Genomic DNA, 25,432 nt, shown 5'->3' with positions numbered 1-25,432 from the left:
CGTGCGCGCCGTCACGTGCCAGGGGCCGATTTTGTAGACGCTTGTCTTCCTGCCGTGGCCTGCATGCGCCTGGTCCGGCGCCATGCGGCACGCGGCTGCGGCGCAGGCCATGGCGCGATGCTGCCGATCGTCTCGGCGAGCGCGCGGGCGCAACCGTGGCGCCCGCGCACAAAAAAGCCCCTCCCGCCTGCGCGGGAGAGGCCGTGAGCTGCGACGTGGTGCGATGGACGCGCGATCAGGGAGCGCGCCGCGTCGCCGGCACGAACTTGTAGAGCTTGTGCACGCCGGTGCCGAAATTGAAGCGGCTGTAGCCGGCGCCCCAGTACACCGCACCGTCCACCACCGCCGGCGCGCTCGAGACCGAACCGCCGGCACCGAAGTTCCACAGCGTGGCGCCGGTCTCGGCGTCGAGCACCGTCATCTCACCGGACATCGAGCCTGCGTAGACAAGCCCGGGCGAGGAGGCGAGCGGGCCGCGCCCGCCGGCGCCGAAGCTGGTCAGGACCGGATCGATGCCCGGCACCTTCACCTGCCACACGATCCTGCCGGTGGCCGCGTCCAGGGCCGCCCACGAGCCGGCGTTCCAGGTTTCGGTGTTGCCTGGGGCGAGGGTGTAACTGGTGTGGTTGCTGTTGTTGATGGCGACGTAGACGCGCGATTTGAGCGGATCGACCGACGACCCCCACTCGATGCCGCCGGCAGTGCCGCCCGGGCCGACCTGGGTCGACCACACGGTGCGCCCGCTGTCGGCGTCCAGCGCCCAGTACACGCCGCTCTTCTGCCCGGCGCCGACCAGCGCCTGCGGCTTGCCGTTGCGGATCACCGTGAACAGGTTGGCGCCGCCGCCGCTGAAGTCGTAGTCCGGTCCCTGCGGCTCCTGGCAGATGCCGGCGGTCGGCGCGACCAGGCACGACAGCGACCAGGCATCGGCGCCCTGCAGGCGGCGCGTCCACGCGGGCTTGCCGCTGCGCATGTCCAGCGCCAGTACCGAATCCACGTAGTTGTCCGGCGCCAGGCAGGCCAGTTGCGCGCTCTTGTCGCCGTTGGCGTTCTTGACGCAGCTGGCCACGGCCAGCGGCACCGAGTAGTTGTTGCCGGTGGTGGCGTAGACGCGCTGCCGGCGCGGGTCGATCGCCAGCGTGCCCCACACCGAGGCGCCGGTATAGCCTTCCGGCGCGGTCTGGAAGCGCCACAGCAGCTTGCCGGTCTTCAGGTCGAGCGCGGCCACGCTGCCGCGGAAGGAGAACGTGTAGCCCGGGCTCAGCCCGCCCCAGTCGCCCGAAGACACGCCGACGTAGACGCGATCGCCGTACACCACCGGCGAGGCGGTGATGCGCGCCTGCGCATTGGCTTCGACCAGGGTCTTCCACAGCAGCTTGCCGGTGTTCTTGTCCACCGCCACCACCGTGCCGCTGGCCTGGTCGCCGACCAGGATGCTGTTGCGGGCGATCGCCGGGCTGTTGCGCGACAGCGAGTTGGGGTTGCCGGTGTAGTCGGACAGCTTCACCTGCCACACCGCCTTGCCCAGCGTGGTGTCGATGCGATACAGCTGGCCGCCCCAGTCGGGCACGTACAACGCAGTGCCCTGCACGGTCGGCGTGGCGGAGACGTCGCCTTGCGTGGTGAAGGTCCAGGCGGTCTTCAGCCGCGCCGCATTGAACGGCGTGATCTGCCACTCGGCAGGCGCGAAGCGGGTGTTGAGATAGCCGCCGCCGGCGTTTTCCCAGCTGTTGCGCGTGGCGAACGGCGCGCCGCCGCCGCTGCCGAACCATGCGCCGCCATTGCCGCCGCCATACGCGGAATCGGCGCCGGCGTTGCCGCCGGAAGCGCCGCTGGCGCGGTCGTCTTCGCCATTGCCCGGGTAGCTGGAGGGCGCTGCGTTGCCGTTCGAGCTTGGTGCCGGGGGAGCGGTGGCGGACTGTGCCGACGCCGAGGCGCCGAGCATCAATCCGGGAACCAGCGCCAGCCACAGCAAAGAGAGTTTCCGGTGCGCGTAATGCCTGTTCATGCGGTGTCCTTCGGGACTTGGAGTGGGGACCCCCCTTTGCGTCCGGCGCCATGGTAGGAACGGAAAACCGCGTGTGTCATGTACGTACAAAAAAGTTAGGGCATGCGAAAAGCCCGCCTAGATAGCGAAAAACAATCGTGCGCATGGCACTTCGAAGGAACTGCCTGCACCGCCCGGGAAGACGGACCTCGGCGCACGTCCCTGCAACATCCGACGCAGCCGCTTGCCTGGCAACGCTTTGCGTGGTCGAACGCGGGGACGCGGGCGTTTGCGCCAGCGTCCTCGGTACGCCGGTCGGCAGCGCATGAGCAGCGGCTGAATGCCGACGGTGCGGGTGCGCCGGCGTCTCTGCGACAGCGTGACGCGATGCGGCTGCATGTCACCTTGGTGACAGGCTGCGCGCGAGACGCTCGCCGTGCCGGTGCGCGCGGCAGCGCGAGCGCGCCGCGAAGACGCCGGTGCCGACGCCGACGCCGGGGCGTGATCTCTTCTGCCTGGGAGCGGTGGGCGTCGGCGCCGCTCGTCTGCCTCGGCAGGCCGCCCCAGCCGCACCGGTGCTGCCGGACAGGAGCGGCCCGCGCCGCACGGGGGCGCCACCGCCCCGCCAGGCGGCGGCGGGGCGGCCCCCTGCCGCCGTTGTCGGTACGAGGCATATGTACGCATCGAGGCGGAGAATGATTAAGCTGGCGCATTGACGCGGGGACTACGCAATGGGAACGCTTTGCTGGCAGGGCTGCGAGGCGTCGACGACACGCCATGGCGGCACGGGGCACGTGCGTGCGGCGGACGGCCGCGCGCGGCGGGCAGGGCACGGTTGCCGCGGGACGGGGGCGCCATCATGAAACTGGCCGATTTCATCGAGGCGAACATCGAGCCGCTGTGTCGCGACTGGATGGCGTTCGCGCGGACCCGCGGCGAGCAAGGCGAGGCGATGAGCCCCTACCAGCTGCGCGATCATGCCGCGCAATTGCTGGCCGAAATCGTCGCCGACATGCGCGCGCCGATGAGCGCCGCGCAGCGGCGGCTGCGCTCGCAGGATGCCGGGCCGGAGGTGTTCGAGGCCGAAGGTGCGGCGAGCCTGCATGCCCGGCAGCGGGTCAAGCACGGCTTCGGCATGGTCCAGCTGGTGTCCGAATTCCGCGCGCTGCGCGCCAGCGTGATGCGCCTGTGGGGCAACTCCGAGCACACCCCGGGGGTGCAGGATCTGCCGGACATGAGCCGTTTCAACGAGGCGCTGGATCAGATCCTGGCCGATTCGTTGCGCGCCTTCATGGAGAGCATGGAGCAGACCCGGCACTTGTTCATGGGCATCCTGGGCCACGACCTGCGCGGGCCGCTGTCCACGGTGATGAGCTGCGCCGAGTTGATGCTGGGCCAGGGCCCCGAACGGGCGCCGCAGGCGCATGTGTTGATGCGCAGCGCTGCGCAGATGAAGGCGATCCTTGACGACCTGATGGAATTCACCGGGGACAATCTGGGGGTGGCGGTGCCGGTGCGTCCGGAAGCGGCCAGCCTGGAACGGCTGACCCGCGAGGTGGTCGACGAGATGGCCGCCATCTATCCCAAGCCGCCGGTGCAGGTGAGCGCGGCCGGCGACCTGCACGGCAGCTGGGACGCGATGCGGCTGCGCCGGGTAGTGGCGAACCTGCTGACCAATGCGTTGAAGTACGGCAGCCGCGACCAGCCGATCAGCATCGTGGTGAACGGCGAGCGGGCGGACGAGGTCAGCTTGAGCGTGCACAACGAGGGACCGCCGATTCCCGCCGAGATGCTGGACTCGTTGTTCGAGCCGTTGACCACGACCGCGGAGGCGGACGGCGCGCCGCAGGTGGCCGGTGCGAACCTGGGCCTGGGCCTGTACATCGTCGACAGGATCGTGCGCGCACACGGCGGGCGCATCGACGTCAGTTCGTCGCAGCAGGATGGCACCCGGTTCCTGGCGACGTTGCCGCGGCAGGCACGCGCCAGCGGCTGAGCGCATACGGCGCGGGGCTGGCGGGCGTGGCGCGCTCCGCCGCCCCGCGCACGCTGGCGAGGGTGCGGCGTTGCCGTGACCCGTGCCATGCGCGCCGAACCCGCCAATCGCGCGCGGGCGCGAAATTTGGATTAGGGTGGCGCGTTTCCCCAAGCTGGAGGTGGACCGTGAAACCGTCATCGATCGCCACGATGCTGTCGCTGTGCCTGGGCGCCGCGTATCCAGCGCTCGCGCAGAGCGCCGCGCCTGCCGCCGACGCGCTGCAGGGCAAGGTGGATGCGCTGTACACGCGCGCGCCGGACACGCTGCAGCCCAAGGACGTGGCCGAACTGCAACGGCGCCTGCTGGACTGGGCGCAACTGGACCGCTACCGCGCCGACAACGCCGCGTTGGCGCCGCCGGCGACCGGCGAGCGGCGCGTGGTGTTCTACGGCGATTCGATCACCGACATGTGGGGGCGTAGCGAGGGCGCCAGGTTCTTCCCCGGCAAGCCCTACGTCAATCGCGGCATTTCCGGGCAGACCACCGCGCAGATGCTGGTGCGCTTTCGCCAGGACGTCATCGACCTCAAGCCGGCGGCCGTGGTGATCCTGGCCGGCACCAACGACCTGGCCGGCAACACCGGCCTGTCCACCCAGCGCATGATCGAAGACAACCTGCGCTCGATGGCCGAGCTGGCGCAGGCCAACCACATCAAGCTGGTGCTGGCGTCGGTGCTGCCGGTCAGCGATTACCCGTGGCGGCCGGGGCTGCAGCCGGCGGAGAAGATCGGCGCACTCAATGCGTGGATCAAGCAGTACGCGGAAAGCCACGGCGCGGTGTACCTGGACTACCACAGCAAGATGCGCAATCGCCAGGGCGGCCTGGACAAGGCGCTGGCCACCGACGGCGTGCATCCCACCGCGGCCGGTTACGCGCTGATGGCGCCATTGGCGCAGCAGGCGGTGGAGCGCGCGTTGGCGCAGCCGTAGCGCGTTGCGGCACAGGCGCGCTCTACACGCTCGGATGGATCGATCCCGATCCCGATCCAGATCTCGCCGCGCCGCGCCGCTACGGCGCGGTGCCGGCCGGCGGCGAGACCGCGGCCACTTCGCGGCGCAGCCAGGCGCTCACCGCCGCGTCGTCGTCCAGGCGCACGCGCGGCGCATAGGCCTGCATCGCACCGCGCTGGCGCCCTTCCAGGCGCTGCATCGGCAGCAGCAACGTCGCGCGCCCGCTCGGCAGCGGCACGCTTTCCACTTCGGTGTAGAGCGTGTCGGCACCGGTTGGCTGGCCGACCTGCTCCACGCTGGGACCTTCCAGCAGCCGGTCCATGAAATCCAGGCAGGCGCTGATGCAGGCGCCGTCGGTGATGGCGACGATGCGTGCCGGGCCTCCTTGCGGCGGGATGCCGGCGGCTGCGGCCGGAAGCGGGTCGCGATACAGCGCTTTGCCTTCGCGCTGCGCCGCGCGCAGGCCGTCCAGCAAGCGGTCGAAGCCGGGCAGCTCCTGCGGGTAGCGCGCGGCGATGCGCGTGCGGCGCGTCTGCAGGTTCTCGATCACCCCGTCGGAGACCCGCCACAGCGAGGCGCTGGCGCGGCGGCGGTCCAGCGTGGGCAGCGCCTGCTCGCCCCAGATCGCGGCCAGCACCGCATCGCCGGGCGCCGCGGCGCCGCCGCCGTTGCCGCGCAGGTCCAGGACCAGCAGGGCGGGCGTGTGTTGCCGCAGCGCGTCCGCCGCCGCGGCGATCGCGGCCATGGTCGATTCGAAGCCGGGATCGCCGGCATAGAAGGTCGGCAGGGTCAGTTTCCAGGCCGCCGGCGTGAGGCGTTCGAATGCACCTTGCGCGGCGGTGTCGGGCGCGGGCGGGGTCGCGCTCGCGGCGCCGGTATCGGGCGAGGCCAGTTCGATCGCGACATGCGGGTCGCCGAACGAGGCGACATAGGCCTGCATGACCTGGGCATAGCCGACGCGATCGACGACGCCCCGCGCCCGGGCCTGCGCCGCGCTCGCCGCCTGCCGCGCCTGCGCGGCCAGCGCCGGATCCGCGCCGGGGGCCAGGCCGGGATGATCGGCGGCGATGCGCGCGGCCGCGAACTGCAGGTCGGCTTGCGCCAGCGCGGCATCGGTCGGCGCCAAGGCCAGTGCCGCTGCCAGCATCGTTGCGATCATGTCCGTCCCCTTGTGCCCGCGGCGAGTGTCGACCGCCAGCCGCGACGCGCGCAATAGGCCGCAAGACAGGGGGACTTCGCGCCGCCAGGCTCAAGCGTGCGCGACGGCACGGCTGCGCGCACCGTGCGTCGGCGCGTCACCGGTCGCGAACGCCGCCGCTCAGAAACGCTCGCCGCCGGGCAGATAACGCCATTCGCCCGCTGCCAGTTTGCCCAACGGGATGCGGCCCACGCGCAGGCGCCGCAGGCTGATCGCTTCCAGTCCGACCTCGGCGCACATGTGCTGCAGCTGCCCGGGCTGCACGTGCTTGATCGCGAAGCGCAGGCGGTCCTCGTTCTGCCAGCTGACCTTGCACGGCGGCAGGCTGCGCTGCCGGTAGACCAGGCCGTGCGCCAGCCGCAGCATGCCGTAAGGCTTCAGTTCGCCGCGCACTTCGACCACGAATTCCTGTTCGATCGAGGTCGCGTCCTCGGTCAGTCGGCGCAGCACGCGGCCGTCCTGGCTCAGCACCAGCAGGCCGCTGGCGACATCTTCCAGCGGCAGCGGCGCGTTCAGGCGCAGGAAGTGGCGTTTGAGCACGCGCACGTTGGCCATGTCCAACGCGCTGCGCGTGTCCGGCGTGACCAGCGCCAGGGCGGCCTCCAGGCTCAGCCCGGCCGGCTTGTGCAGCAGCAGGGTGGCCGGCTCGACCGCGCCCAGTTGCGCGTCGGCGGCCAGGGTCACCTGCTGCGTGGTCACCGCCGCCTGCGGTTCCTCGACCACCACGCCGTCCACGCTGACCCAGCCGCCTTCGATGTACTGCTGCGCTTCGCTGCGCGAGCACGGCAGCATGGCGGCCACGTATTTGTCGAGGCGGGTGGGAGCGGACATCGAAAACTCGGCGATCAGGGCAGGGCAGTGTACGTGCAGCCGTCGCCGCACGGCCATCGGCGCGATGCGCTCAGGCGTCGGCCGCGCCGGCCAGATCCAGCTGGGTCAGGTACAGGCGCAGGTCGAATTCCAGCTGGTGATAGTCCGGCGCGATGTGCGTGCACAACTGGTAGAACGGCTTGTTGTGCGCGCTTTCCTTCAGGTGCGCCAGCTCGTGCGCCACGATCATCTGCAGGAACGCCGCCGGCGCGTCGCGGAACACGCCGGCGATGCGGATCTCGCGGCTGGCCTTGAGCCGGCTGCCCTGCACGCGCGAGATGCTGGTGTGGGTGCCGAGCGCGTGCTTCACCGCCTGCAGCCGGTTGTCGTAGATCACCTTGTGCAGCGGCTCCGAGTTGCGCATGTGGCGCTCCTTCAGGGCCAGCGTGTACTCGTACAGCTGGCGGTCGTTGCGGACCGGATTGGGTGCGTCGTAGCGCTTGCGCAGCCACTCGCCCAGGCGATCGCGCGCGATCAGCTCGCGGACCTGGTCCTGCACATGGGGCGGATAGCCGAGGAGGTATTTCAGCGCTTGCATGCCGCCACGATAGCGTGCCACGACGGCCGGCACGAGCCGTGGCGGCCGCCGCAGGCACGCGGCCAGGGCTTGGCCGCAGCGGGTAAGATAGCGGCCAACATCTTGGATCGACTGGATTTTCCCGATGCGCAATCCCCTGCAGGAACAACTGCTCAAGGCCGGCCTGGTAAAGAAGAACCAGGTGGCGCAGGTCGCGCGCGAGCAGGCCAAGGCGCGCCACGGCAAGGCGCCGCCGCCGCCCAGCGCCGAGCAGCTGGAAAGCGAGCGACTGCGGCTGGAGCGGGTGGAACGCGACCGCGCGCTGGCCGCCGAGCGCAACGCGCAGGCGCGTGCGCAGGAGCAACGCGCGCAGGCGCGGCAGATCGTCGACAGCAACAAGCTCAAGGCCGATGGCGAGATCGACTACCACTTCACCGATGCCGGCAAGATCCAGCGGCTGCGGGTGGATGCGGCGCTGCGCGCGCAACTGATCAGCGGCGCCGCGGTGATCGCGCGGCTGGACGCCGGCTATGTGCCGATCCCGCGCGCGGTGGTGGAAAAGGTGGCCAGCCGCGATCCTGCGGCGATCGTGCTGGACACCACGCAATCCGCGCCGACCGCCGGCGACGAGGACGACTACTACAGCCGCTTCCAGGTGCCGGACGACCTGATCTGGTAGCTGGCGGCATCGCCGCGCCCGCCATCGCGCGGCGTGCAGCGTGTGCGGAGACGCGCGCCGTGCGGCGTGGTCGATGTCGAAGCGCGCATGCAGGCCTTCGCACAGCGCCGCGCGCAACGCGTTGGCGTCGGGACCGTCGGCAATCACCGGAATCCGGAACGCTGCATCGAGCAGCGCCTGCGCGCATTGCGTCGATGCATTGTCAGAGCCTGCGCGCGCGCCGCGCCTCGCGTCAGACGATGGTCGGGGTGATGCCGCCGTCCACGCGCAGGGCCGCGCCGTTGGTCGCCGCCGACAGCGGGCTGGCCACGTAGGCGACCAGGCTGGCGACCTCTTCGGGTTCGATCATGCGCTGGATCAGCGAGCTGGCGCGTTCCTTGGCGAAATACTCGCGCTCCATGTCCACCGGCGCCATGTCCGGATCGCTGGCGACGCTGCGCATGAAGTCCTCGATGCCGGCCGAGCGCGTGGTGCCCGGCAACACCGCGTTGACGGTGACGCGGGTGCCCTTGGTGGTCGCCGCCAGGCCGCGCGAGATCGCCAGCTGCGCGGTCTTGGTCATGCCGTAGTGGATCATGTTGGGCGGCACCAGCACCGCGCTTTCGCTGGAGATGAAGATGATCCGGCCCCAGTCGCGCGCCAGCATGCCGGGCAGGTAGTGCCGGGCCAGGCGCGCACCGCTGAGCACGTTGACCTCGAAGAAGCGCATCCAGTCCGCGTCGCTGATCGCGCCGAATTCCTTGGATTCGTAGATGCCCAGGTTGTTGACCAGCACATCGACCTGCGGCACCGCGGCGGTGAGCGCCTGTGCGCCCTGCGCGGTCGCCGGGTCGGCCAGCACGCCGCGCACCTTGCCGCCGATCGCGCCGGCGGCGGCGTCCAGATTGGCCTGGGTGCGGCCGCAGATGATCACCTCGGCGCCTTCGGCGGCGAGCGTGCGGGCGATGGCCAGGCCGATGCCGGCGGTCGCGCCGGTGACGAGGACGGTCTTGCCGTCGAGTTGCAGGTCCATGGGGACATCCTTCTGTAAGGGTGAGAGAGAGCGGCGCGGGCTGTGGTGGGCGCAAAGGCTGAAACGCATGCGGCCGGAAGCCCGACATGCATGGCCGCCGCGAACATCGCCGGCGGTTGCCGGCCTGAAGAGGCGGCTCACTGCAGAGGGCATGCACGCCGCTGGGTAGGGGCGACGATAGGCCGCAATGGCGGATTTGATAATCCGCCGCGCCCGCCTATGATCCGTGAAACGAATTCACAGGTTGGCGCAATGGATAATCGGGTTGGCGAGATGCAGGTGTTCCTGCGGGTCGTGGACGCCGGCAGTTTCTCGGCCGCCGCGCGCCTTTTGCGCATGACCCCGTCCACGGTCAGCAAGCTGATCGGCCGCGTCGAGACCCGCCTGGGCGTGCGCCTGCTCGAGCGCTCGACCCGGCGCCTGTCGCTGACCGCCGAAGGCCAGGTCTACTACGAACGCAGCCTGTCGCTGCTCGCCGAACTCGACGACGTGGAGCGCGAGCTCGGGCGTGGCGCGGCCAGCGCCGGCGGCAGCGTGCGGGTCAACGCGTCGGTGGCGTTCGGCATTCTCGGCCTGGAGCCGGTGCTGCCCGCGTTCTGGCAGGCGCATCCGCAGATCGTGGTGGATCTTTCGCTGTCCGACGAGATGGTCGATCTGTATCTGGACCGCACCGACGTCGCGTTCCGCGTCGGCGCCTTGCAGGATTCGAGCATGATGGCGCGGCCGGTCGGCGTGGCGCGCCGCAAGATCGTCGCCGCGCCGGCGTATCTGGCGCGCCACGGCACGCCGCGCAGCATCGACGAGCTGTCCCGGCACAGCTGCCTGGGCTTCAACTTCCGCCGCGCCGCGCCGGTGTGGCCGCTCGCGCACAGCGGCCGCATCGTCGACCGCACGGTGCAGGGCGCGCTGCTGGCCAACAACGGCGAAACGGTGCGGCGCATGGCCGTCGCCGGCATCGGCCTGGCGCGGTTGGGCGACTACCACGTGCGCGACGATCTGGCGGCGGGCCGCCTGGTGGAAGTGCTGCGCGAGGCGGTGCAAGGCGATACCGAGGAGATCCACGCGCTCTACCGCGGCGGTCCGCGACTGCCGCAGCGCGTGCGCGTGTTCCTGGATTTCGTGGTGCCGCGGTTGCAGGGGTTTCTGGCGAGGCGCTGATGGGGCCGGGACTGGGGACTCGGGACTCGCGGTCATGACGACTGACGAGTGGCCAGGTGAGGCGAGCGTTTCTCAGCAGCCGCGAGTTCCGAGGTTTTGCCGAGTCCCGAGTCCCCGTCCCGAGTCCCGAATAACCCAACCGCTGAACGCATCGGCAATGTGAAGCCTTCCTTCATTGCATCGGCCGGCAACGGCCGCATCATCCAGGCAGGCAACACAGCGGAGACGCCGATGGCGACCGGATGGGCAAACGACGGGGCGGTGCAGGACCAGATCGACGCGACCGTGGAAGATGCGATCAAGCGCGCGCGCAGCCAATTGCCGCAGGGACCGAGCCTGGCCCGGTGCGAGGACTGCGATGCGCCGATTCCCGAGGCGCGGCGCAAGGCGGTGCCGGGCGTGCGCCTGTGCGTGGCGTGCCAGGAAGCGCACGACCGCGAGCAGCACGAACACAGCGGCTACAACCGCCGCGGCAGCAAGGACAGCCAACTGCGCTAGGGTATGTGCGGACGGATCGCGTTCGGTTGCCAGCCCTCAAACGCACAGCTGATTTTGCGCACCGCGGCCGGCTGCCGTCCTTTGCGCTTCCGCTGCGTCCGTGCGTCAGCGTGGCGCGATCGCTTGGGCTGGCTGACGCCTCCGAGGCTCAGTCGTCGTTGGCGGCGCTGCTGACCGGCGGCACCGGCCGCGAGTGCAGGGCGATGTTGAGCTGATCGACCACCATCGCCCAGTCGGCATCGTCCAGGCGCTCCTCGCGCAGCAGCTGCGCCTGCGCCGGGGTCCAGAACGGCGCCTCTTCCAGCCGCATAGTGTCCGGCAGCGGCGAGTGGCGGGCGATGAACTGGCGGATCTCGGTTTCACTGTTGGGCAGGCCCAACTGGGCGAACAGTTCGGCAAACGGGTGGACGGGATGTTCCATGGGAGACCTTGTCGGCAGGGGAGGGCGCGTCGCACGTCGACGGGCTGACCGGCAACGATACCGATGCGCCGATCAGTGTCTTGTTAGGACGTGCGCTTGCTAGCCCAGCCCCGGCGGCACCGGGTGGCCGCGCCAGCGCCGCACGCTGCGCTGGAAGAACAGGCTGTTGGGGATCTGCAGCACGCTGTCGCGCTCGTCGCCGCGGTCCTCGTGCAGCGTGGTGTAGATCAGGTTGATGTCGATCACCTGGCCCTTGAGTCCGGGCTTTTCGCCGTTCTCGAGCAGCTCGATGTGGTCGAGCAGGCGGAACGGCCGCGTGGTGAAGATCAGCAGCGTGCAGAAGATGTTCGACAGCACGCTCCAGGCGGCGAAGAACGCCACCGCCGCCACTGCGGCGAAGCCGGTGAACGCGGTCCACAGCACCGTGCCGGACACGCCGAGCCGGTCCAGGATCAGCAGCAACGCCGCGGTGTAGATCACGAAGCCGCTGCCGCGGCGCGCCATCATCACCAACTCCGGCGGCAATGCGTAGTGTGTGCCCAGGCGCCGGATCAGCCGCCGCAGCAGCGTGCGCAGCAGCCATGCGGCGAGCACGATCAGGGCGACCTGCGCGCTCGGCACGATCAGGTCGAGCCAGCGGTGGACCCAGGGCGGCAGCATGGCGTGGAACGAGGACATCGGCGGTTTCGGCGTGGCGGGGGAGGCGCGATGGTCGCAATCGTCGCCGTGTCGGGCAAGTCCGCTGGTGCGGCGAAGCCGATGCCTCGCTACCGCAGCGGCGCCAACGCGTCGGCGGCGCCGTGCAGCGCCTGACTCAGCAGGCCGCCTGTTCCAGCGTGTCCCAACGTTCTGCGGAGATCTGCGGCAGCGCTTCCAGCGCCGGCATCGCGAACAGGAAGCCTTGGTACAGGTCGATGCCCAGGGCGCGCAGCGCGCGGTATTCGGCGGGCGTCTCCACGCCCTCGGCGAGCACCCTGCAGCCCAGTGCCGCGGCCAGGCCGACGATGCTGGCGACGATGTGCCGGCGCGGCGCGCTGGCGTCGATGCCGCGGATCAGCGCCATGTCCAGCTTGAGCAGGTGCGGCTGGAACTCGGCGAGCAGGGTGAGGCCGGAGTGGCCGGCGCCGAAGTCGTCGATTGCGGTCAGGAACCCGCGCTGCGCGTAGTCGCGCAGGATCCGCACCACCTTGGGCAGGTCGCGGATGCGCTCGGACTCGCTCATCTCGAAGATCAGGTCGCCGGTCGGCACGCCGTAGTGCTCGGCCGCGGCCAGGGTCAGGCGGATGCAGGTCGCCGGTTCGTAGACCGCATTAGGGATGAAGTTGATCGACAGGCGGGTGCGCAGCCCCAGCCGCGCGGCGGTGGCGATCGCCTGCACCCGGCAGGTCTGGTCGAAGCGGTACAACTGCTGCGGCTGCACCCGCGCCAGCACCGTGGCCGCGCCGCTGCCGTCCTCGCCGCGCACCAGCGCCTCGTAGGCGTAGATCGTACGGGTGTGCGCATCGACGATCGGCTGGAACGCCATGCGGATGCTGAAGTCGAGCGGTTCGCCATCGCGGCAGTTGCCGCAGGCCGGCTGGCCCAGTTCAGCGGAGAGGGATCGCAGGAGCATGCCGTGCGTCTACCGCTAGGGTGAGGCCCGATTATCGGCCGGCGCCGTGAAGACGGCGCCGACATCGGCTGCGGCGTTGCCGCAGCGCGCCTGCTCAGCCGGCTTCGGCTTCGTCGACTTTCTTCAGCACGCGGGTGGTGCCGAGCACTTCGACGCGGCCGCCGGCCTTGCGGAACGCGGCCATGTCGGCCTCGATACGCTCGCGGCTGAGGCCTTTCTGCGCCTTGTCGCCGGCGCCGCTGCGTGCGGTCTTGGCGGTCGGGGGTGGGGTCTTGCTGGTGGGACGTGCCATGGTGGATCTCCTGGAGTCAGTACATCGTCAGGGGAATGCCGCGCGCCAACTGGTCGTTGTGGATGCGGCGGATGTCGCGGCAATACGGGCCGGCCATCGTGAACTTGCGGCAGATTGCCGGGCGCTGTTCGTAGATCGAACAGCACATGCGCTTGTTGTCGACCGCCACGCACCAGCCGTCTTCGTCGCGGGCCATGACATGCAGGCCTTCGGCGGTGTGCTCGGTGTAGTGCTCGGGCACGTTGTCGCCGGGCATCAGCAGCACGGTCAGGCGGCAGCAGATCGCGTCGCAGCGATCGCAGGCGACGGATTTTTCGGCCGCGGCGCGGGGCGTTGGCGGGTGCGCGCTCAAGTGGCGTCACCGGTGGGCGCGACGTCGCGCCGAAAACGCAGCACGCGGCCGCGGTAGGGCGGCAGATCGTCCGGACCCAGCGGCATTTCGCGCTGTTCGCTGAGCGCATAGCCCTGCGTGGCCAGCGCGCGGGTCAGCGCCGCGCTGTTGCCGCGGCCTGGGTCGGCGATCAGCACTTCCGCGCTGGCCGTGGCGTGCCGCGCCAGCAGGTCGGCGAGCAGCGTCGGATGCTGGTGTTCGTACAGCACGTCGCTGCCGATGATCACGTCGAAACGGCCCAGGTCGGGATTGGGCTGGTCCCAGTCGAGACGGCGGTACGGCACGGCGGGCATGTCGTTGAGTGCGGCGTTGTAGGCAAGGAATACCTCGGTCAGCGGGTGGCGGTCGCTGGCGACGATGTCGGCGCCGCGGCGGCGCAGCACCAGGCTGGCCAGGCCGAGGCCGCAACCGATCTCCAGCACGCGCTTGCCGGCGACGTCGTACAGCGCCATCGCTTCGGCGAGCAGGCGGCCGGCCGGCCAGACGTTGCCGAACAGGCTCCATTGCGCCGAGGAGATGCCGGCGTCTTCGGCCAGCGCGTCGGGATCGGAGAACTGTTGGATATCGAGCAGCGAACGGATGCGATAGTCCTGGCCGCCCAGGTTGAGCGTTTGAATCTGGGTGGCGTAGCCGGACACAGGCGCTCCCGATGGGTCCGGCCCGAAAGCGGGACGGAGGCTGGCGCGAGAAGAGGGGCGAGTCGGGCGACAGAAACGGCCGGACGAGACGCGTGTAGGAACGTGACGCTGAAGCGTGACCGCGCATATTACGCCAGTCGCGCCCCTTGCGTATGAACGGAACCTGCGCTAGCGATTGCGTGCGCGCCGGCCGCGGCGCGCCGCGATCGCCGGCGCGGCGGTGCTGCCGCATCCGCTGCGGCGCCGGCGCAATGCGAGGGTCCGGCCGCGCGTGCGAAGCGCCAGGCCGCGCAGCGCTGCGTGGGGTCCGCTGCGCTCAGTGCTGCGCGGCTGCCAGGGCCAGGCCCTGGACCACGCCGAACGAGGGGTCGCCATGCACCAGGCGCGCCTGCGGGAACGCGGCGGCGACCACCTGCTGGATGTAGCCGGCGCGCGACATGCCGCCGGTCAGGAACACCGCCGCCGGATCGCGGCCGATGTCGCTGCGGACCTGCGCGAGCAGTTCGCCCAGCGCGTCCAGATAGCTGCGCGCGGCGTGGGCCAGTTCGTCGGCGCGGATCCGCACCTGCAGCCCGGCCTCGATGTAGTCCAGCGCCTCGTCGTGTTGCGCGCTGTCGCTGAGGCGGATCTTGCTGCGTTCCACCGCGCGGTACAGGCGCGCGGTGTTGCCGGTGTCCTGCAGCGCCTGCAGGCGCGTGTCGTAGGGGCGCGGCACCTCGTCGTAGCGGTGCTGGCGGAAATCGCGCTGGCGGGTGGTGTCCTGCACCATCGCCGCTTCCACGTAGTGGTGCGCCGGCACGCGGGTGACGCCGCGGCCGAACAGCGGCATGTAGCTGGCCAGGCTCAGCGCCAGGTCGATGTCGGTGCCGCCGCGGGCGATGCCCCAGGCGCGGTGCACGTCCGGCGCGCCGTCGCCGCCGACGCTGGCGTGGGCGATGTCGGTGGTGCCGCCGCCGATGTCCACCACCACCGCGTCGTGGCGCTCGCCGCTGCCGGCGTGGTAGTGCATCGCCGCAGCGGCGGGTTCTTCCAGGAACGCGATGTCGTCGAAGCCGGCGGCGAGCGCGGCGCCGTGCAGGATCTCCAGCGCCTGCGCGTTGCCGGCCTCGCCGATCGAGCTGCGGAACTGCACCGGACGCCCGAGCAGCGCGCTGCGCACCTGCAGGCCGAGTTGCTGCGAGGCGGTCAGGCGGATGTGTTCGAGGATGTGCGTGGCGATGCCGGTGATGGTCTGCCTGGCGCGCGGATGCAGGTTGTAGCCGAGCATCGATTTCGGACTCTGCACCAGGCTGCCTTCGCCTTCGACGAAATACGCGTCCAGCGCCGCGTCGCCGTACACCGCGTTCTGCAGCAGCGCCGCGGAACTGCGCGGCTCGCGCATCTGCGCTTCCATCCATTGCCGGCGCACCACGCGGATCGCGTCGCGGCGCAGTTCGTCGCGGCTGCGTTCGCGGCCGGCGGCGGTCGCATCGCGGCGGCCGGCTTCGATCAGTTCGTCCACCTGCCGTTCCAGCGCCGGGGTCAGCTCGAAATCGGACGGATCGCGCATCACCTCGGGGAAGTACACCGTGGTGCGGAACTGGTGCTGGTCGCCGAAGTCGATCGGCACCACGCGGCCGTCCACGACCGCGGCGGCCGCGGAGTTGCTGGTGCCGAAATCGATGCCGAGTCTCATCGCGCTGCGGGCCGGGCAGGGGGCCGCGCACTGTGCGGCAAGCCGCAGCGCGGCGCAAGCCGGTCGCCGTGCCGGCAGCGGCGGCAGTGCGCCGCGCCGGCAGCGTGCGCGGCGGCGGCACGGTGCCGCAAATGCACGAGGCCCGCGATGGCGGGCCTCGTGTGGATCCAGCGCTCGCTGCGGGCGGTTACAGCGCCGCGCCGGCGTGGCCCTGGTTCTTTTCCTGCTCGGTGGCCTCGCGCACGCCGGCCACTTCCACCGCGAAATGCAGCACCTGTCCGGCCAGCGGATGGTTGCCGTCGATGGTCACCAGTTCCGGGCCGACCTCGGCGACCGTGACCAGCAGCGGACCCTGGTCGGTCTGCGCCTGGAACTGCATGCCGGGCTCCAGGCCCTCGGCATCCGGGAATGAACTGCGCGGCACCTGCTGCTTCAACTGCTCGTGGCGCGGGCCGTAGCCTTCGGCCGGGATCACGTCGACCTGCACGCGCTCGCCGGGGCGCTTGCCGGTCAGCGCCTTTTCCAGCCCGGGCACGATGTTGCCGGCGCCGTGTAGATAGCTCAGCGGATTGTCCGGCGCGGACTGGTCGATCACCTCGCCCGCATCGTCGGTCAGGGTGTAGTGGATGGTGGCGACAAGACCATTGGCGATCTCCATGGGAAACCTCATTCATTGGGAAGAAGTGGGATACGCCGGCACAGTCACAGCGCGATGAGAGGTGCTACCCGGATACCCTAACGAAAAGCGGCGGCGGATCGCAAGTCGGTGCGCCGGCCGCGCGTTCAGGCGGGCGGCGGCGCGCGCAGGGCGCTGCGCCGCGCCTGCCAGGCCGCAGGCGTCTGCGGCTTGACGAACAGCGCCTGCAGTTCCGGGTGCTCGGCGCGCGCGGCGCGTTCGATGCGCTCGATGCAGGCTTCGATCTGGGCGGTGCTGCGCTGGTCCTCGAACTCGGCGCTGAGCGCGGCGACCACCTGCTCCGGCCCCATCTGCACGCTCAGCACGCCGTTGACCGCACGCACGTCCGGATCGGCGCCGGCGATGCGGCGCAACGCATCGCTCAACGGGCGCGCCGCCGGCTCGCCGATCAGCAGGCCCTTGCTCTCGCGCGCCAGCAGGAAGGCGGAGCACGCCAGCACCGCGGCGATGCCGATGGAGGCTCCGGCATCTGCAGCCATTGCGCGGCCAGCAGACCGAGCATCGCGATCAGCAGGCCGATCAGCGCGGCGCTGTCCTCCAGCAGCACGGTGAACAGGCTCGGATCCTTGCTCTCGCGAAACGCCTGCACGTAGCCCATGGCGCCCTTGCGCGCGCGGAACTCGCGCAGCGACACCCACCACGAGCCGCCTTCGAACAGCATCGACAGGCCCAGCACCACGTAGTTGAGCGTGTGGCTGCCGGCCGGTTCCGGATTGCGCAGATGGGCGATGCCTTCGTACAGCGAGACCCCGGCGCCGAGCGCGAACACCAGCAGGGCGACAATGAAACTCCAGAAATACAGTTCGCGCCCGTAGCCGAACGGATGCGTGGCATCTGCAGGTCGCGCGGCGCGGCGCAGGCCGTACAGCAGCAACAGCTCGTTGACCGTGTCGACCAGCGAATGCACGCCTTCGCTGAGCATCGCCGAGCTGCCGGACAGCGCGGCGGCGACGAACTTGGCGATGGCGATGGCGAGATTACCGGCGAGCGCGGCGTAGATCGCAAGGCGGGATCCGGAAGCGGCGGACATGGGCATTCCTGCGCAGAGGCGGCCTGGGCCGCGGCAGCGCGAGGCGGCGCGGAGCGGGCGGCTACAATAGCCGTCCTGCCGTCGTCGCCGTATCAAGGAATTCCATGCCTGCCGCACCCGCCTGTCCGCAATGCACCCTGCAGAACACCTATGTCGACGGAGCGATGTGGATCTGCGCCGACTGCGGTCACGAGTGGCCGACTGCAGCCGACAGCGCTGCCGCCACGGCGACGGTGGTACGCGACAGCAACGGCAACGTGCTGCAGGCCGGCGACACGGTGGTGGTGATCAAGGACCTGAAGGTCAAGGGCTCGTCGATCCCGCTCAAGCAGGGCACGGTGATCCGCGGCATCCGCCTGGTCGAGGACGATGCCGAACACATCGAAGGCCATTCGGACAAGATCAAGGGCCTGGTGCTGAAGACCTGCTTCCTGCGCAAGGCCTGAGCCGCGGCACAAAGTCGCGCGCCGCTATCGTCGCGCGCTGCGTGCGGCGGCGAGCAGCGCGCCGCACGACGATCATTGCGCATGGGCCGCGGGCATCGCGGACGTGGACTGGCGTCGGCCGTGGCGCCAGCGACCGCCGACGCCACGGACAGCACGCGCGCCGGCCGTGCCGGCCCTGCTCAAGCGCCGGCGTTGGCCCAGCCATGCCGGCGCTGCGCGAACGCCCATGCCAGCACCAGCAGCGCCAGCGCCGCCCACGGCAGCGCGGCGGCGCCGGAACCTTGCAGCACCATGCCGCCGAGCACGCCGGCGCCGGCGATCGCCAGGTTCCAGCCGGTGACCACCATCGACTGCGCCAGATCGGCGGCGTCGCCGGCACGGCGCGCGATCGCGGTCTGGAACAGCGTCGCGCAGCCGCCGAACGCCAGGCCCCACACCGCCAGCGCCGCGGCCAGCAGCGCCGGCGAACGCGGCCACAGCGCCATCGCCAGCACGGCGAGCGCGAACAGGCCGATGCTGGCCAGCAGCAGCGGCCGCATCCAGCGATCAATCCACACGCCGACCGCGACGATGCCCAGCACCGAGGCGACGCCGAACAGCAGCAGGTAGCGGTCCAGCGCGGCCGCCGCGGTCGACAGCGCCAGCAGCGGCGCCACATAGGTGTAGAGCAGGTTGTGCGCGAGCACGAACAGCAGCATCACCGCCAGCACCTGGGCGATGCCGCGCAGGCCCAGCACGCGGCGCAGCGGCAGCGCGGCGGTCGCTGCCTGGCCGGCGAAGTCGGGCAGCGCGGCGCGGGCCCAGCCGAGCAGGCCGAGACCCAGCAGCGACATCGCGCCGAACGTCCAGCGCCAGCCCCACTGCTGCCCGAGCAAGGTGCCGGCCGGCACGCCCAGCGCCAGCGCCAGCGGCGTGCCGACCATCGCCACCGCGATCGCGCGGCCCTGCTGCGCCGGCGCCACCATCCGACTCGCATAGCCGGCCAGCAGCGCCCACAGCAGCCCGGCGCTGACCCCGGCGAGCAGGCGCGCGGCCAGGATCAACGGATAGCTGGCGGACACCGCGGTGACCGTGTTGGCCACCACGAAGCCGGCGATGGCGAGCAGCAGCAACGGGCGCCGGCGGTAGCGCCGGGTGGCGGCGGTGAGCGGGATCGCCGCCAGCAGCGAGCCGAGCGCGTAGACGGTGACCAGTTGGCCGACCCAGGCTTCGCCGACGCCCAACCCCGCCGCCATCGACGGCAGCAGGCCGGCCGGCAGCGCTTCGGTGAGGATGGTGACGAAGCCGGCGCAGGCCAGTGCGAGCAGGCCGCTCCAGGGCAGGCGCCGCGTTGCGGGCGGCGCGGTCGCAGCGGCCGCGGCCGGGCACGGCGCGAGGCAGTCGCCGCTCATGCCGGCACCCCGCGCAGGCTGGCGTAGACCGCGTCGCGCAGCTCGACCACGAACGCACCGGACATGCCTTCGTACAGGGTGTTGGTCAGCGCCACCACGCTCAGCTGCCGCGCCGGATCGACGAACCAGGCGTGTCCGTAGGCGCCGCCCCAGCGCCAGCTGCCGGGCGCTTCCGGGGTCGCGGTCGGCGCGGGATCGCGCAGCACCGCGAAGCCCAGGCCGTAGCCCCAGCCGGGCCCATCCGCTGGGCCGAAGTCGCCGGCCTGGGCGCGGCCCATCTCGGCCACCAGCGAGGCCGGCAGCAGCGGCGCGCCGCCGCTGCGCAGCGTCTCCAGCAGGCGCAGCACGTCGTCGGCGGTGCCGACCATGCCGGCGCCGGCGGAGGCGAACGCGTCGCGGTCCAGCGCGCGCGAGGGGTGGAACACGATGCCGGCGCCGTCCGCGAACGGTGCGACGATTTCGCCTTCGCCGAGTCGGTGCGGCGCCGGGTCGCCGTTGACGTAGGGCACGGCCAGGCTGGCCGCGTCCTCGGCATGGAAGGCGGTGGCGTGCATGCCCAGCGGCGCGGTGACCAGTTCGCGCACCAGCGCGGGCAAGGATTGGCCGCTGGCCGCCTGCAGCACCGCGCCGGCGACGTCGATCGACAGCGAATAGCCCCAGCCGGTGCCGGGCGCGTACTGCAGCGGCACCTCGGCGAGACGGCGCAGGTTGTCTTCCAGGCTCAGGCCGCTGTTGTCCATGCCATCGGAGACGCCGGCACGCGCATGCGCGCCGTCCGCCGGTTCGAGGAAGCGGTAGCCGAGCCCGGCGCTGTGGCTGAGCAACTGGCGCAGGCTGATGTCCGGCACCCGGCCATCGGCCAATGTGGGACGGAACCACGGCAGCCAGCGCGCGATCGGCGCATCCAGTGTCAGTCGGCCCTGCGCGACCAGGGCCAACGCAGCCGTCGCCACGACCAGCTTGCTGACCGAGGCCAGCCGGAACCCGGTGTCCTCGCGCATCGGCCGCTGCGCCTCGCGGTCGGCCCAGCCGGCGGCGCGGCGGTAGACGCAGCTGCCGCGGTGGGCGACCAGCACCACGGCGCCGACCAGCCGCTGCTGGCGCAGCGCGGCATCGATCGCGGCATCCAGCGGCGCGGCGTGTTGCGGCGAAAGCGCCGGCGCGTGGGCCGGGGCAGGGGTGGCGACAGCGGGGGACATGGACATCGGCGCAACTCGTGGAGGAGGGAGGTGCAGCGTGGGCGCATGCCGATTGCGGAAAAAGACGGGTAGAGTTCCTGGCTGTGAGGACATGAATGTCCGCAATGGTGGCGATGCGATGGACAGTCTGGGCGGCCTGCGTGGCTTCGTACAGGTGGTGGAGAGCGGCGGTTTCGCCGAGGCCGGGCGGGCGCTGGGCGTGTCCGCGTCGGCGATGGCCAAGAGCGTCGCGCGGCTGGAGCAATCGCTGGGCGTGCGCCTGTTCCATCGCAGCACCCGCAGTCTGACCCTGACCGCCGAGGGCCAGCTGTTCCTGGTGCGCTGCCGGCGCATCCTGGCCGAGGCCGAGGCGGCGCGCGGCGAACTGAGCAGCCTGGCCGGGACGCCGAAAGGGCGGCTGCGGATCAGCCTGCCGATGAACAACAACGTGCTGCTGCCGACGCTGGCCGGGTTCATGTGCGCCTATCCGCAGATCCAGCTCGACCTGGATTTCGACGATCGCCTGGTGGACGTGATCGAGGAAGGCTTCGATGCGGTGCTGCGCGTCGCCGAGCCGGACGATTCGCGGCTGGCCTCGCGGCGGCTGGGCAGCTTCCGACGCTGCCTGGTCGCCTCGCCGGACTACCTGCAGCGCCACGGGACCCCGCAGCTTCCGGCGGACCTGGCCGCGCACCAGTGCCTGCACTACCGGTTCCGCAGCAGCGGGCGCCTGGAAGCGTGGCCGCTGGGTGCGGCGGCGGCCGGCCTGCAACTGCCGGTATCGATGGTCTGCAACAACATCGAGACGCGGCTGAGCCTGGCGCTGCGCGGCTGCGGCATCGCCTTCCTGCCCGAGCACTCGGTGCGCGCGGAACTGGAGGCCGGCAGCTTGCGCACGGTGCTCGACGAACACGTCGATTCCATCGGCACCTTCCACCTGCTGTGGCCATCGGGCCGGCACATGCTGCCGAAACTGCGCGTGTTCATCGATTTTCTCGGCGAGCGTCTGGCCCTTTAGGTCCTGGCGCGGGCCGGCCTGCGGACCGCCCTGGCCGCGGCTATGATGCGGACGGGCGCCGGGGGGCGCCGCCCAACCAGGGAGCAGGGGGACGCATGGAGAAGCAGATTGTCGCGGCCGGCGGTCGCGTGGGGCGCCGCTTGGCCGGGCTGTTGCTGCTGTGCCTGCTGGCGCTGCCGGCGTGGGCGCGGATGCAGGAAGTCAAACCCGGGCAGACGCCGCAGCTGGCCGCGGACGAGGGCCTGGTGCTGGTCGCGGTGGACACCGCTATCGACCTGCAAGGCGTGGAGTTGAACAAGGACGGCAAGCTGTTCGGCGCCGGCACCATGTCCAGGCTCAAGCCGGGCATCAGCTACCGCCTCTACATCGCGCCGGTCGGCGACTACGCCTGGCGCAAGGTGGTGCTGGTACCGCAGTTCGCCTACAACCTGCGCGACAGCGACGAGTTCCGTTTCCGCATCCAGGCCGGGCGCATCACCTATCCGGGCGACCTGCTGTTCCGTCCCACGTCCTTGTTCCGTGCCGACATGGGCATGGTCAACCGGTCGCTGGCGGCGATGGACTGGCTGCAGCAGACCCACCCGGCGCTGTGGTCGGGCTACGAACTGGCCTATTCGGGGCACTATCCCGATCCGTTCCCGCAGTTCTACCGCAAGGCGCTGGCGCAGCATCCGGGCGCCACGCCGGCCGCCAAGGTGGCATTGCGCGCACCGCCGGCGGCGAGCGCGTTGCCGATCGCGCCGGCCACGCTGTTCCGTGACAACCTGGTCAATGCGCTGCGCCTGAATCCGCGCGGCGACCTGCTGGCGCTGCAGCTGCACGAGCGCAAGGACGAATGGCGGATCGAACTGCTGGATCTGCCCAGCAACGAGCAGCGCCTGCTGGCCACCAGCGTCGAGCCGATCAAGCAGCTGCTGTGGGCCGGCAACGACACGCTGCTGTTCAGCGTGCGCGTCCCGAACGGCCCGGACGTGGTGCGCGGCATGCGCGTGGACACCGCCGCCGACGGCACGCGCAAGTGGATGCCGCTGAACCTGCCCAACGGCGGCTACATCGTGGCCGCCTTGCCGCAGACGCCGGACACGGTGCTGTATGCCACCACGCTGCGCAACGGCGACACCGCGGTGCAGCTGATGGACGTGTCCAGCCAGGCGGCGATCGACCGCTGGCGGCCGCGCCACCAGGAGCGGTTGAACATCGGCCTGGAGCGCGACGTGGGCTGGCTGACCGACGGCAACGGGCGGCTGCGCCTGGCGGTGGTGCGGCGCGACGACGACTACGTGCTGATGTACCGCGACGGCATGGGCGCGACCTACCGCGACGTGATGACGCTCAGCGATCTGCGCGATTTCGAGCCGGTGGGCCTGTCCTTCGATGCGGGCGAGATCTACGCGGTGACCGACGAGGGGCGCGGCCAGCGCGACCTGGTGGCCTACGACGTCGCCGCGCGCAAGATCGTGCGCACGCTGTTCAGCCAGCCCGGGGTCGACGTCGTCGACCTGATCCAGGGCCCGCGGCGCGCGCCGATCGGGGTGACCTACTACGAGAGCGGGCGCCTAGTCAGCCACTATTTCGAGAGCGCCGACGAACGCCTCAACCGCGCGCTGAGCGCCGCGCTGCCCGGGCGCAGCGTGCAGATCGCCGCGCGCAATGTGGACGGACGGCAGATGATCCTGTGGGCCGATGCCGCCGACCGCCCGCCGCAGCTGTTTCACCTGGACTTGGACAAGCGCGCCGCGGTGTCGATCGGCGAGGACATGCCGTGGTTGCAGCGCACGGCGTTCGCGCCCAGCGAGGTGATCAAGTTCAAGGGTCGCGATGGGCTGGCGCTGGACGCGTTCCTGACCCTGCCGCCCGGCGGCGGGCGCAAGCCGCTGGTGGTGTTCCCGCATGGCGGCCCGATCGGCGTGGCCGACGCGCTGGGCTTCGATCCGGACACGCAGTTCCTGGCCTCGCTCGGCTACGCGGTGCTGCGGGTCAATTTCCGCGGCTCCGACGGTTACGGCCGCGCGTTCCGCGAAGCCGGGCGCGACGGGTTCGGCACGCTGATCGAGGACGACATCGACGCGGCGATCGAACAGGCGCTGGCGCGCTATCCGCTGGATGCGCAGCGCATGTGCGTGCTCGGCGCCAGCTACGGCGGCTATTCGGCGTTGGTGATGGCGATGCGCTGGCCCGATCGCTTCCGCTGCGCGGTGTCGATCGCCGGAGTCGCCGACCGGATCCTGTTCTATACCGCCAGCGATTCGGGCAGCCATGCGAAAGGCCGCGCCGACCTGGAGCGCTGGCTCGGCGACCCGAACACGCAACAGGAACGGATGGTCAGCACCTCGCCGCTGTACCGCTACGACGCGATCAAGGTGCCGGTGATGCTGGCGCACGGACTGGAAGACCGGCGCGTGGACTACGAGCACACCCGGCGCATGCTGCGGATGCTGGACATGGCCGGCAATCCGCCGGTGGGGCTGAGCTTCGCCGGCGAGGGCCACGGCTTTGCCGATGTCGATCACCGTGCCGCGCTGTGGAGCGGCGTGGCCGGTTTCCTGCAGGCGCATCTGGCCGCGGGCGCATCGCCGCAGGCGGCGACACCCTAACCGGTGAGGCGACGGCGCGATTCGCGCCGCCGCCGCAGGCCGGCTCAGTCCAGCGTCGGGTAGTCGATGTAGCCCTTGGCGCCGCCGCCGTAGAGCGTGTCCGCATCCACCGCGTTGAGCGGCGCGTCGCGGCGCAGCCGTTCCACCAGGTCCGGGTTGGCGATGAACGGGCGTCCGAACGCCACCGCGTCGGCGCGGCCGGAGGCGACGGTCTGCTCGGCTAGGGTCTTGTCGTAGCCGTTGTTGACCAGCCACGGACCGCGGAACTTGGCGCGCAGCGCGGCGTAGTCGAAGGCGATGCCGTCGCGCGGGCCGCCGGTGGTGCCCTCGATCACGTGCACGAAGGCCAGGTCCAGCGCATCCAGGCGCTCGACCGCGCGTTCGAACAGCGGCTGCGGGTCGCTGTCGCGCGCATCGTTGACCGGGGTCACCGGCGACAGGCGCACGCCGGTGCGCTCGGCGCCGATCTCCTGCGCCACCGCCTGAACCACTTCGAACAGCAAGCGGGTCCGGTTCTCGATGCTGCCGCCGTAGGCGTCGTCGCGGTGGTTGCTGCCGTCGCGCAGGAACTGGTCGATCAGGTAGCCGTTGGCGGCGTGCACCTCGACGCCGTCGAAGCCGGCGGCGATGGCGTTGCGTGCGGCGTGGCGGTAGTCCTCGATCAGGCCGGGAATCTCGTCCAGGCGCAGTGCGCGCGGTGCGGAGACATCGCTGAAGCCCTCGGCGGTGTAGGTCTTGGCCTCGGCGCGCAGCGCGCTCGGCGCCACCGGCGCGGCGCCGTCTGGCAGCAGGCTGACGTGGGAGATGCGGCCGACATGCCATAGCTGCAGCACGATCCTGCCGCCGCGGCGGTGCACCTCGGCGGTGATCGGCTGCCACGCGGCGACCTGCGCGTCGCTGTAGATGCCGGGCGTGTCCAGGTAGCCCTGGCCCATCGGGCTGATCTGGGTGGCCTCGGCAACGATCAGCCCTGCCTCGGCGCGTTGCCCGTAATACGCGATGGCCAGCGGCGAGGGGATGCGGCCTTCGCCTTCGGCGCGGTTGCGGGTCAGCGGCGCCATCACGATACGGTTGGCCAGTTCGATCGCGCCCAGGCGCAGCGGCGTGAACAGCGGGGAAGCGGTAGCGGTCATCGGCAGGTG

At 70.9% G+C, this 25,432-nt stretch carries 24 protein-coding genes and 1 pseudogene; 8 read left to right on the top strand and 17 right to left on the bottom strand.

The window, feature by feature from the left end; all coding sequences use genetic code 11:
* Positions 1 to 235 precede the first annotated feature (235 nt).
* The gene (locus VDQ83_RS07380; RefSeq protein WP_455434403.1) at positions 236 to 2,008 is read right to left on the bottom strand and encodes an outer membrane protein assembly factor BamB family protein; all 1,773 of its coding nucleotides are present in this window, start codon (positions 2,006 to 2,008) and stop codon (positions 236 to 238) included.
* Positions 2,009 to 2,846: 838 nt separating this feature from the next.
* On the opposite strand from VDQ83_RS07380, the gene VDQ83_RS07375 reads away from it, so the two are divergent.
* A complete protein-coding gene (locus VDQ83_RS07375; RefSeq protein ID WP_455434402.1) occupies positions 2,847 to 3,983 on the top strand; it encodes a sensor histidine kinase in 1,137 nt (378 codons plus the stop codon).
* A 191-nt stretch (positions 3,984 to 4,174) separates the two neighbouring features.
* The gene (locus VDQ83_RS07370) at positions 4,175 to 4,954 is read left to right on the top strand and encodes an SGNH/GDSL hydrolase family protein (RefSeq protein ID WP_455434417.1); all 780 of its coding nucleotides are present in this window, start codon (positions 4,175 to 4,177) and stop codon (positions 4,952 to 4,954) included.
* Between the two features lie 79 nt (positions 4,955 to 5,033).
* Here VDQ83_RS07370 and VDQ83_RS07365 read toward each other — a convergent pair whose 3' ends face one another.
* The 3 genes from VDQ83_RS07365 to VDQ83_RS07355 form a co-directional block, all read right to left on the bottom strand.
* Positions 5,034 to 6,134: a S41 family peptidase gene (locus tag VDQ83_RS07365; RefSeq protein ID WP_455434401.1), complete on the bottom strand. Its 1,101-nt coding sequence runs from the start codon at positions 6,132 to 6,134 to the stop codon at positions 5,034 to 5,036.
* A gap of 159 nt (positions 6,135 to 6,293) precedes the next feature.
* Positions 6,294 to 7,004 carry an rRNA pseudouridine synthase gene (locus VDQ83_RS07360; RefSeq protein ID WP_263397746.1) on the bottom strand — a complete coding sequence of 237 codons (711 nt, stop codon included), beginning with the start codon at positions 7,002 to 7,004 and terminating at the stop codon, positions 6,294 to 6,296.
* Positions 7,005 to 7,074: 70 nt separating this feature from the next.
* Positions 7,075 to 7,581, bottom strand: a complete 507-nt coding sequence (locus VDQ83_RS07355; RefSeq protein WP_455434400.1) for a YgjP-like metallopeptidase domain-containing protein — start codon at positions 7,579 to 7,581, stop codon at positions 7,075 to 7,077.
* A gap of 124 nt (positions 7,582 to 7,705) precedes the next feature.
* Between VDQ83_RS07355 and VDQ83_RS07350 the strand changes: the two genes are divergently transcribed.
* The gene (locus VDQ83_RS07350; protein ID WP_309912736.1) at positions 7,706 to 8,239 is read left to right on the top strand and encodes a DUF2058 domain-containing protein; all 534 of its coding nucleotides are present in this window, start codon (positions 7,706 to 7,708) and stop codon (positions 8,237 to 8,239) included.
* Positions 8,240 to 8,471: 232 nt separating this feature from the next.
* Here VDQ83_RS07350 and VDQ83_RS07345 read toward each other — a convergent pair whose 3' ends face one another.
* Positions 8,472 to 9,251 (bottom strand): SDR family NAD(P)-dependent oxidoreductase, encoded by a 780-nt coding sequence (locus tag VDQ83_RS07345; RefSeq protein WP_455434399.1) that lies wholly within the window; start codon positions 9,249 to 9,251, stop codon positions 8,472 to 8,474.
* A gap of 252 nt (positions 9,252 to 9,503) precedes the next feature.
* Between VDQ83_RS07345 and VDQ83_RS07340 the strand changes: the two genes are divergently transcribed.
* On the top strand, positions 9,504 to 10,409 hold the full coding sequence (locus tag VDQ83_RS07340) for a LysR family transcriptional regulator (RefSeq protein ID WP_455434398.1): 906 nt from the start codon (positions 9,504 to 9,506) through the stop codon (positions 10,407 to 10,409).
* Between the two features lie 231 nt (positions 10,410 to 10,640).
* Positions 10,641 to 10,907, top strand: coding sequence for a DksA/TraR family C4-type zinc finger protein (locus VDQ83_RS07335; RefSeq protein WP_263397751.1), 267 nt, complete (start codon positions 10,641 to 10,643; stop codon positions 10,905 to 10,907).
* Between the two features lie 148 nt (positions 10,908 to 11,055).
* On the opposite strand, the gene VDQ83_RS07330 is transcribed toward VDQ83_RS07335, so the two are convergent.
* From VDQ83_RS07330 to VDQ83_RS07290, 9 genes and pseudogenes are all read right to left on the bottom strand, one after another.
* Positions 11,056 to 11,328, bottom strand: a complete 273-nt coding sequence (locus VDQ83_RS07330; RefSeq protein ID WP_263397752.1) for a DUF2789 domain-containing protein — start codon at positions 11,326 to 11,328, stop codon at positions 11,056 to 11,058.
* A gap of 99 nt (positions 11,329 to 11,427) precedes the next feature.
* Positions 11,428 to 12,006 carry a mechanosensitive ion channel domain-containing protein gene (locus tag VDQ83_RS07325; protein ID WP_455434397.1) on the bottom strand — a complete coding sequence of 193 codons (579 nt, stop codon included), beginning with the start codon at positions 12,004 to 12,006 and terminating at the stop codon, positions 11,428 to 11,430.
* A 136-nt stretch (positions 12,007 to 12,142) separates the two neighbouring features.
* Positions 12,143 to 12,940, bottom strand: coding sequence for an EAL domain-containing protein (locus tag VDQ83_RS07320; protein ID WP_455434396.1), 798 nt, complete (start codon positions 12,938 to 12,940; stop codon positions 12,143 to 12,145).
* Between the two features lie 94 nt (positions 12,941 to 13,034).
* A complete protein-coding gene (locus tag VDQ83_RS07315) occupies positions 13,035 to 13,232 on the bottom strand; it encodes a hypothetical protein (protein ID WP_179563732.1) in 198 nt (65 codons plus the stop codon).
* A gap of 16 nt (positions 13,233 to 13,248) precedes the next feature.
* Positions 13,249 to 13,584 (bottom strand): YkgJ family cysteine cluster protein, encoded by a 336-nt coding sequence (locus VDQ83_RS07310; protein ID WP_455434395.1) that lies wholly within the window; start codon positions 13,582 to 13,584, stop codon positions 13,249 to 13,251.
* Entirely contained in the window at positions 13,581 to 14,261 is a 681-nt protein-coding gene (locus tag VDQ83_RS07305; RefSeq protein ID WP_263397756.1) for a class I SAM-dependent methyltransferase, read from the bottom strand. Before VDQ83_RS07305 ends, VDQ83_RS07310 begins: the two co-directional genes overlap by 4 nt.
* A 316-nt stretch (positions 14,262 to 14,577) precedes the next feature.
* Positions 14,578 to 15,936: an Hsp70 family protein gene (locus tag VDQ83_RS07300; RefSeq protein ID WP_455434394.1), complete on the bottom strand. Its 1,359-nt coding sequence runs from the start codon at positions 15,934 to 15,936 to the stop codon at positions 14,578 to 14,580.
* Between the two features lie 187 nt (positions 15,937 to 16,123).
* Positions 16,124 to 16,594, bottom strand: a complete 471-nt coding sequence (locus VDQ83_RS07295) for an FKBP-type peptidyl-prolyl cis-trans isomerase (RefSeq protein ID WP_263397758.1) — start codon at positions 16,592 to 16,594, stop codon at positions 16,124 to 16,126.
* Positions 16,595 to 16,719: 125 nt separating this feature from the next.
* Positions 16,720 to 17,669: pseudogene (locus VDQ83_RS07290) on the bottom strand (cation diffusion facilitator family transporter).
* 98 nt (positions 17,670 to 17,767) lie between these two features.
* Here VDQ83_RS07290 and VDQ83_RS07285 point away from each other — a divergent pair.
* Complete coding sequence (locus VDQ83_RS07285; RefSeq protein WP_263397760.1) at positions 17,768 to 18,109, top strand: zinc ribbon domain-containing protein YjdM; 342 nt, start codon at positions 17,768 to 17,770, stop codon at positions 18,107 to 18,109.
* Positions 18,110 to 18,288: 179 nt separating this feature from the next.
* Here the strand turns inward: VDQ83_RS07285 and VDQ83_RS07280 are convergent, their stop codons facing one another.
* Positions 18,289 to 19,500: an MFS transporter gene (locus VDQ83_RS07280; RefSeq protein ID WP_455434393.1), complete on the bottom strand. Its 1,212-nt coding sequence runs from the start codon at positions 19,498 to 19,500 to the stop codon at positions 18,289 to 18,291.
* Positions 19,497 to 20,705, bottom strand: a complete 1,209-nt coding sequence (locus tag VDQ83_RS07275) for a serine hydrolase domain-containing protein (protein WP_455434392.1) — start codon at positions 20,703 to 20,705, stop codon at positions 19,497 to 19,499. The genes VDQ83_RS07280 and VDQ83_RS07275 overlap by 4 nt, the downstream gene beginning before the upstream one ends.
* 85 nt (positions 20,706 to 20,790) lie before the next feature.
* Between VDQ83_RS07275 and VDQ83_RS07270 the strand changes: the two genes are divergently transcribed.
* Together VDQ83_RS07270 and VDQ83_RS07265 are read left to right on the top strand one after the other, a co-directional pair.
* Positions 20,791 to 21,696, top strand: coding sequence for a LysR family transcriptional regulator (locus VDQ83_RS07270; RefSeq protein ID WP_455434391.1), 906 nt, complete (start codon positions 20,791 to 20,793; stop codon positions 21,694 to 21,696).
* 95 nt (positions 21,697 to 21,791) lie between these two features.
* On the top strand, positions 21,792 to 24,290 hold the full coding sequence (locus VDQ83_RS07265) for an alpha/beta hydrolase family protein (RefSeq protein WP_455434390.1): 2,499 nt from the start codon (positions 21,792 to 21,794) through the stop codon (positions 24,288 to 24,290).
* A 44-nt stretch (positions 24,291 to 24,334) separates the two neighbouring features.
* On the opposite strand, the gene VDQ83_RS07260 is transcribed toward VDQ83_RS07265, so the two are convergent.
* Positions 24,335 to 25,423: an alkene reductase gene (locus VDQ83_RS07260; RefSeq protein WP_455434389.1), complete on the bottom strand. Its 1,089-nt coding sequence runs from the start codon at positions 25,421 to 25,423 to the stop codon at positions 24,335 to 24,337.
* Positions 25,424 to 25,432: the final 9 nt, after the last annotated feature.

The sequence above is a fragment of the Xanthomonas sp. WHRI 7945 genome, assembly GCF_035026585.1.
This window is presented reverse-complemented; position numbering and strand designations above follow the sequence as displayed.